The sequence below is a fragment of the Apibacter adventoris genome, from assembly GCF_002964975.1.
Lineage (GTDB): Bacteria > Bacteroidota > Bacteroidia > Flavobacteriales > Weeksellaceae > Apibacter > Apibacter adventoris.
In genome coordinates this window covers 1-6,247 of sequence record NZ_PSZM01000027.1, presented here as the reverse complement: position 1 = coordinate 6,247, position 6,247 = coordinate 1, and the positions used below count along the sequence as shown (strand labels likewise).

General features: G+C 30.9%; 12 protein-coding genes. All 12 read right to left on the bottom strand.

All coding sequences use genetic code 11. The features are described 5' to 3' along the window. Positions 1-325: hypothetical protein (locus tag C4S77_RS04235; RefSeq protein WP_146106037.1), on the bottom strand; the 325-nt coding region annotated here is incomplete at its 3' end. Continuing rightward, positions 315-1,082 carry a hypothetical protein gene (locus tag C4S77_RS13465; RefSeq protein ID WP_146106036.1) on the bottom strand — a complete coding sequence of 256 codons (768 nt, stop codon included), beginning with the start codon at positions 1,080-1,082 and terminating at the stop codon, positions 315-317. The genes C4S77_RS04235 and C4S77_RS13465, both read right to left, overlap by 11 nt. Then, positions 1,055-1,279, bottom strand: a complete 225-nt coding sequence (locus C4S77_RS13350) for an RHS repeat domain-containing protein (protein WP_317614912.1) — start codon at positions 1,277-1,279, stop codon at positions 1,055-1,057. Before C4S77_RS13350 ends, C4S77_RS13465 begins: the two co-directional genes overlap by 28 nt. Then, entirely contained in the window at positions 1,249-1,527 is a 279-nt protein-coding gene (locus tag C4S77_RS13175) for a hypothetical protein (RefSeq protein WP_221405078.1), read from the bottom strand. Before C4S77_RS13175 ends, C4S77_RS13350 begins: the two co-directional genes overlap by 31 nt. Positions 1,528-1,626: 99 nt before the next feature. After that, positions 1,627-2,064: a hypothetical protein gene (locus C4S77_RS04220; RefSeq protein WP_105246296.1), complete on the bottom strand. Its 438-nt coding sequence runs from the start codon at positions 2,062-2,064 to the stop codon at positions 1,627-1,629. A 7-nt stretch (positions 2,065-2,071) separates the two neighbouring features. Continuing rightward, complete coding sequence (locus tag C4S77_RS04215) at positions 2,072-2,518, bottom strand: hypothetical protein (RefSeq protein WP_105246294.1); 447 nt, start codon at positions 2,516-2,518, stop codon at positions 2,072-2,074. Beyond that, positions 2,515-2,652 (bottom strand): hypothetical protein, encoded by a 138-nt coding sequence (locus C4S77_RS12955; protein ID WP_181042810.1) that lies wholly within the window; start codon positions 2,650-2,652, stop codon positions 2,515-2,517. Before C4S77_RS12955 ends, C4S77_RS04215 begins: the two co-directional genes overlap by 4 nt. A gap of 348 nt (positions 2,653-3,000) precedes the next feature. Continuing rightward, positions 3,001-3,594 carry a hypothetical protein gene (locus tag C4S77_RS04210; RefSeq protein WP_105246292.1) on the bottom strand — a complete coding sequence of 198 codons (594 nt, stop codon included), beginning with the start codon at positions 3,592-3,594 and terminating at the stop codon, positions 3,001-3,003. After that, positions 3,576-4,691: an RHS repeat domain-containing protein gene (locus tag C4S77_RS04205; protein ID WP_317614911.1), complete on the bottom strand. Its 1,116-nt coding sequence runs from the start codon at positions 4,689-4,691 to the stop codon at positions 3,576-3,578. Before C4S77_RS04205 ends, C4S77_RS04210 begins: the two co-directional genes overlap by 19 nt. A gap of 197 nt (positions 4,692-4,888) precedes the next feature. Then, complete coding sequence (locus tag C4S77_RS04200; protein ID WP_105246289.1) at positions 4,889-5,242, bottom strand: hypothetical protein; 354 nt, start codon at positions 5,240-5,242, stop codon at positions 4,889-4,891. Between the two features lie 8 nt (positions 5,243-5,250). Then, complete coding sequence (locus C4S77_RS13345; RefSeq protein ID WP_260209416.1) at positions 5,251-5,373, bottom strand: hypothetical protein; 123 nt, start codon at positions 5,371-5,373, stop codon at positions 5,251-5,253. Between the two features lie 501 nt (positions 5,374-5,874). After that, positions 5,875-6,247 (bottom strand): RHS repeat domain-containing protein (locus C4S77_RS04195; protein WP_146106035.1); only part of this gene is annotated, 373 nt, incomplete at its 5' end.

The window sequence follows — 6,247 nt, the reverse complement described above, 5'->3', positions numbered from 1 at the left end:
TGAATCCTTTATACATTAGTTGAAAAGGATATTTTGTATCTTCCATAGTTAAAACCCTTGTATCTTCCATAGAATGCTTGCCATAGGTATATCCCTTCTCTATATAAAACATCCCTTCTGTTTTAATTGTATCCGGAACTACTATAAAAGGCACTTGCTTTACAAAAACTTTTCGCATTTTAGATTGTTCAATATCACCTCTTGTAGATCTACGATACTTCCATTTTTCATAACCATACCAACCTATATAAGAACTCAAATAAATTAAAAAGACTCCAAATATCATAGTAATTATAAGTATCTTATATAATATTTTAAACTTCATTCTTATTTATTTTTTTTCTATTTATTTTTAGATTTTTTTCTGTAGCTTGTATTATCACATTCTGACCTTGCTTTTGAAGTCCTTTATTGAGCATTTCAATTTGTTTTAATAACATAGCGGCTTGATTATTTGGAATTAATTGATGTTCTATTTTCTCATACCCTATTTTATCTGGTACATCTTTTCCATATCTATCTTCTATAACACCTTTCAAAGCAGCTTGTCCTGGATCTATACAAGATTGTCCAAATATATTATACCATTTAGCACTCGCTTCTTTCTTTGCTTTTTCATAGGCTAAATTATCTTCACTTGTATTGGATAATATTAGAAATGCTCTATCATAATTATGTTTTTCATTAGGATTAGCTGATTCATTAATTATACCTATTATTTCAGTTGCTTTTAATCCTGATCCTCTAAAATCATTTCCTATTCTTGTTTTTCGATTATATTTAATATTTCCTAAATCTGAATTTTTTGCTAGCCCTATCGGTTTTGCTCCTTCTCCAGTTCCATTCATCGATATATAGCGCCAACCGTCTTTATCATTCCCTATCAGAACTGCTGAATGCCCTAAACCATATACAGAATTACTATCATAAAGAATAATTATATCTTCCCCATCTGGATCTACAGCATTTACTGACCTATTATGAACATAAGAATATACACTTAAATTCTCACTATCATAAATTCCCCCCGTATTACTATCTGCATCTAAATGTGCTATATACAATGGATCGTTGACAACCATACAGATTCTCTCGGGTTATAATACCTAGCTCCATAATAGTATAACCCCGTTTCCTCATCCAGTTCCTTGCCATTAAACAAATAAGGGGTATTCCAACTCTGGTTCCATTCCTCAATAAACACCTCCCCAAACGGTACATATTCTACATGCTGTACTATTTGTGCGTCTAAGTTAGTAATATTACTGCTACTTCCCAAATGATCTGCATGATAATAATACTGCTTCTTTTCATATTCTTCATTCCCTTTGCCGATTCCCCCTCCATAGGCTTGGAGTTTTTTATCCTTGCCTGCACAGCAGAGCCTGTTCCGTTTACATAATCACTATTGTTTTTTCCATGGTAAGGTTCTTCAAAATAGGCATAGTGGTCTTTATTTAGGAGTAATCTTTGTATATCTTCACTTATTCTCTCTTTGGAACATCCCGAACTTACAGAACACAACATTTGGGATATTTATAATACCATTGAACTCCTGCGCTTACTCAGCATTGACGAGGAGATTTGTTAAATAAAAAAAGCACCGCTTAATTAAACGGTGCTTTTTTATCTTTCTAAGAATTGCTTTTCTTCTGGAGTATATTTATTTTCCCATTGGGATTTAATCTTTTTAATCTTAATAAAAAACAATATCAATAAAACTAATTCTAATCTAATTTTAAAATCTGAATTATAATAACTAAGTATCATCGATACTAAACATAGTAATATGCCCCATATAGCATTTATCAAACCTATTCTTATTGCTAGTTTTTTTCCTGTCCATAGCATATAAGCAACAAGTCCATTAAATAAAAATGTGAAATATATTAATAACATACTAAAGCTTCCTTGTTGAGCATCAAATCCATATAAAGCTAAATCTGGTTTAATGCCAACTATTGTTAACAATATTATTAGGATAGATAAAAAACCTGCAATCATAAATATCCAACAAAAAAATTTAATCCACCAAGGGAGTAATTCTCTTCTACTACTTAACATATTTTAATTATTGTAAATCATAATTAATCATAGAACAATAAGAAACTAAAATCAAAAAAACATCTTCTGACATCTCATCAAAAAAAATACTATGTTGATCATCCTTTAGCCTACTAACTACATTTATAACAGCAACCTTTCTACCATTTAAATATACAGCACGCTTACTTCCTAAAAAATCTAATGTTTTATATTTAATTTCTTTCCCTTCAAAAGACATTACATCTTCTTGAAATATAATAGTATAATTTAAATTATTATAAATAAGCTTTTTTTTACTAAATAATAAATAATCATATTTTTCTAAAATTAAGAATAATTCTTCACTAATAAAGTAATATAAAGTATATTTACCTAATATAGAACGTGTTTTTTTTACAAGAAAATATAAGCTATCATCATTATTATATACCTTAATAGACTTCCATGCACTATATATATTATAAGATATCATTGAATTACTGGAGAAGTTTTATCAGATAATTTAACTTCTATTTTCATATTCAGATCGATCACTAAAATTTGCGCGTCTAAGTTAGTAATATAACTGCTACTTCCCAAATGATCTGCATGATAATAATACTGCATCTTTTCATATTCTTCATTCCCTTTGCCGATTCCCCCTCCATAGGCTTGGAGTTTTTATCTTTGCCTACATAGCAAAAGCCTGCTCCGTTTACATAATCATTATGGTCTTTTCTATGGTAAGGTTCTTCAAAATACGCATAGTGGTCTTTATTTAGGGAGTAACCTCTGTAAACCTTCTCTTATCCTCTCTTTGGAAAATAAAGAGCTTACCGAGCATACTCAATAGGACATTTACAATATCCTGCAACTCCTGCGCTCCCTTATCCCTAAAGACGAGTTAGAATTGTTAGATTTACTCAATAAAGAAAAGTAAAACAAAGCCCCCTCGCAATTGCGAGGGGTTTTTGGCTAAAGAACCTTTTGCTTTATTTTATCATTTATGATATTTCTAATCTCTTTACTAACAACAATAGTATCTACATTATTTAAAGACATATAAAAAGTTTGTTCATCTCTTTGATCATGCCAAATCCATCTATAATTATACTGATAATTAGTTTTAGATACCTTCTCAACTATCCAAATATCACTATCATTAATTACCTCATTACCTATTTGTAAATGTAAACATTTATCAATATTTTTTTTTACAATATCAAATTTATCATAAGAAATAATATAACAGGTATCTAGTACCCCTACTATATTTAAATTTATTTGTATAGAATCATTATAATTGTGAATCTTCAATATTTCAGAATATAAATTATTACTCAATTTAGAAATTCTATAGATTTCATCATCAATCTTTATTCCATACAATGAAGGTTCCTTAAAATCATCCTGTAAAATTTTTGAAAACACTGAATTAAATAAGCTATCTTCAACATTTCCTTTTCTTATAGGAAAATAACTTTTTAAAATATTTTTCTCTTCTATTTTGTTATTTTTTAAACAGGAAATAAAAAACAAGAATATACATATTAAAACCTTTTTTTCCATCCTAATCTTTGATATACATTATCTCTAGTTATTGGATTTTTATCTTCAACATTCCAAACAGTTCCATTTGTATTATAATACCTTGTCCCTGTTCTTCCAAATATATAATTATTAGAAGCTTTATTACTTCTCATTAAATCAGAAGAACTAGGCTTGGAGGTTCCTCCTTCATTAGTTCTTGTTCCTACTAATTTCCCTTGACTGTTATATACAGGATCTCCTTTTTTAGCAAAGCTCGGATGTGTATGGTTTCCTATAGATAATACATCATAAACCTTCCCTTTATATGAAACAGACTCTGGTAACATATCAGATGTAAAAACCGTGTTATTTTCATATGGTAATATATTAATTATTGAAACATGTTTATCCCCTAAATTATATAATCCCCAACTGATTTCTTTCTGCTCATACATTGACAAATCTAATAAAAAACTACCTAATCTAATATTTGTTATATCATTTGCATTTTCAATTTGCAATCCATCTTTTGCTATATTAATACCATCAGATAAAATTCCTTTTCTAATATTACTCGAAATAACATCACCATTCTCTGCTATTAATCTATCACTTTCATCATTTGTTACTTTATCCAATGTGATTTTTCCATCTGAGCCTAATTTGTAGTCATTATCTACTCCTTCTCCCTCCATCCCTGTAGGATCTGTAAATTTTATAGGATTTTGATACGTATACTGATACGGAGTCATTGTTTCTTCAAACAACGGATCTACACTTAAAAAGATAGACTCCCTCGGATTGTAGTACCTAGCCCCGTAATAGTATAACCCCGTTTCCTCATCCAGTTCCTTGCCATTAAACAAATAAGGGGTATTCCAACTCTGGTTCCTTTCCTCAATAAACACCTCCCCAAATGGTACATATTCTACATGCTGTACTATTTGTGCGTCTAAGTTAGTAATATAACTGCTACTTCCCAAATGATCCGCATGATAATAATACTGCATCTTTTCATATTCTTCATTCCCTTTGCCGATTCCGCCTCCGTAGGCTTGGAGTTTTTTATCTTTGCCTGCACAGCAAAAGCCTGTTCCGTTTTCATAATCATTATGGTCTTTTCCATGGTAAGGCACTTCAAAATACGCATTGTGTTCTTTATTTAGGGAGTAATCTCTGTAAATCTTCGCTTATCCTTTCTTTGAAACATAAAGAGCTTACCGAACATACAAACTGAGATATTTACAACAATATCGAACTCCTCAGATTACTCTGCATTGACGAGGAGATTAATTAATAACAAAAACCTCGCAATTGCGGGTTTTTTGTTTATTTATTTTAATTCATTCCATTTTTCTTCAAAATACTCTCGTGATATTTTTACATGCTTAAAATGATTAATAAAATATAGATAATCCACATCTTCATCAGCCCAAAAACCTAATTCATTTTTTTTATTAGGTAAACGAACTATTATCCTTCCATTTTCATTCAAACCTATTTCTCTTTTAACTTCATTTTTATAATTCCAATCATTATATTCAAACTCGAGTAACCAATAAGTTACTTTATTTTCCTCATTAAATTTGTGTGAAAATAGTTTATTCAATATCCAAAAGAATAGACATCCTTTACTTTCAATTACTTTCCTTTTTGATTCTTCTAATTTTACTTTTAAGTATTTCACAATAATATTTATCTAGTTCCTAAATGAAAATATCCAGCTTCTTGTATTCCGAGATTATCTTTCACCGGTAATGAAGTTCTTCTAAACATTTGTTTAATTTTCTGCTTACCTGGATTAGGAATTTTATTCAAATATTTAGGGCTAACTCCCTACTTAAACTCTATTGTTCCTTGTCCTAATGTCTTACTATTGTATTCCTCAGGAGTGAAAGTGAATTTATTATTAGCCCCTCTAAACCATTGATTTGCTAGACCTGACATTCTAACACTGAAACCTAAAGTAATCACTCCAACGGTTCCTCCAACATAATCTCCTTCACTAAATGATGAATAACTTTGAACACATCCTGAAATAAAACCTAATGGTGGGGGCCACTGCGCCTGATATAGCTGTCATGACAGGATTAGTATTTACCATTACTATATCTCCCCTGGAATGGGTTAGGTAAACTTATAGAACCTGCATTGGGATCCCCTTCTGCTATACTTCCTTCTGATTCAGTAGATATCCCTCAAAAGAAATATGTGCATAAAGTCCTTCTTTTGTATATTCTAACCTATGTATTGTTTTCTCTATATTATTATCTGTATAGGTTACATTCCATTATTTATATGCAGTCATATTTCCTTTACTTACTGATATAGACTCTTGTTTAACAATCTTACTTTATCTTCGGCATTGATTCTAGCCCTAGACTTAAACAAATTCCCTATTCCTCTCCAAAAGCCACCATCTCCTCCCTCATCTGGCTCCATCCCCATTGGATCAGTAAACCTAATAGGATTTTGATAAGTATACTGATATGGAGTCATCGTTTCTTCAAACAGCGGATCAACGCTCAGCCAGACGGACTCCCTCGGATTATAGTATCTAGCCCCGTAATAGTATAACCCCGTTTCCTCATCCAGTTCCTTGCCATTAAACAGGTAAGGGGTATTCCAACTCTGGTTCCTTTCCTCAATAAACACCTCCCCAAATGGTACATATTCTACATGCTGTACTATT

Excerpts from the sequence above, each read along its gene's own strand:
- C4S77_RS13465 (WP_146106036.1), bottom strand. The coding sequence starts at position 1,082 with ATGGTTGTCAACGATCCATTGTATATAGCACATTTAGATGCAGATAGT.
- C4S77_RS13175 (WP_221405078.1), bottom strand. The coding sequence starts at position 1,527 with ATGTTGTGTTCTGTAAGTTCGGGATGTTCCAAAGAGAGAATAAGTGAA.
- C4S77_RS04220 (WP_105246296.1), bottom strand. The coding sequence starts at position 2,064 with ATGTTAAGTAGTAGAAGAGAATTACTCCCTTGGTGGATTAAATTTTTT.
- C4S77_RS04215 (WP_105246294.1), bottom strand. The coding sequence starts at position 2,518 with ATGATATCTTATAATATATATAGTGCATGGAAGTCTATTAAGGTATAT.
- C4S77_RS12955 (WP_181042810.1), bottom strand. The coding sequence starts at position 2,652 with ATGCAGTATTATTATCATGCAGATCATTTGGGAAGTAGCAGTTATATT.
- C4S77_RS04210 (WP_105246292.1), bottom strand. The coding sequence starts at position 3,594 with ATGGAAAAAAAGGTTTTAATATGTATATTCTTGTTTTTTATTTCCTGT.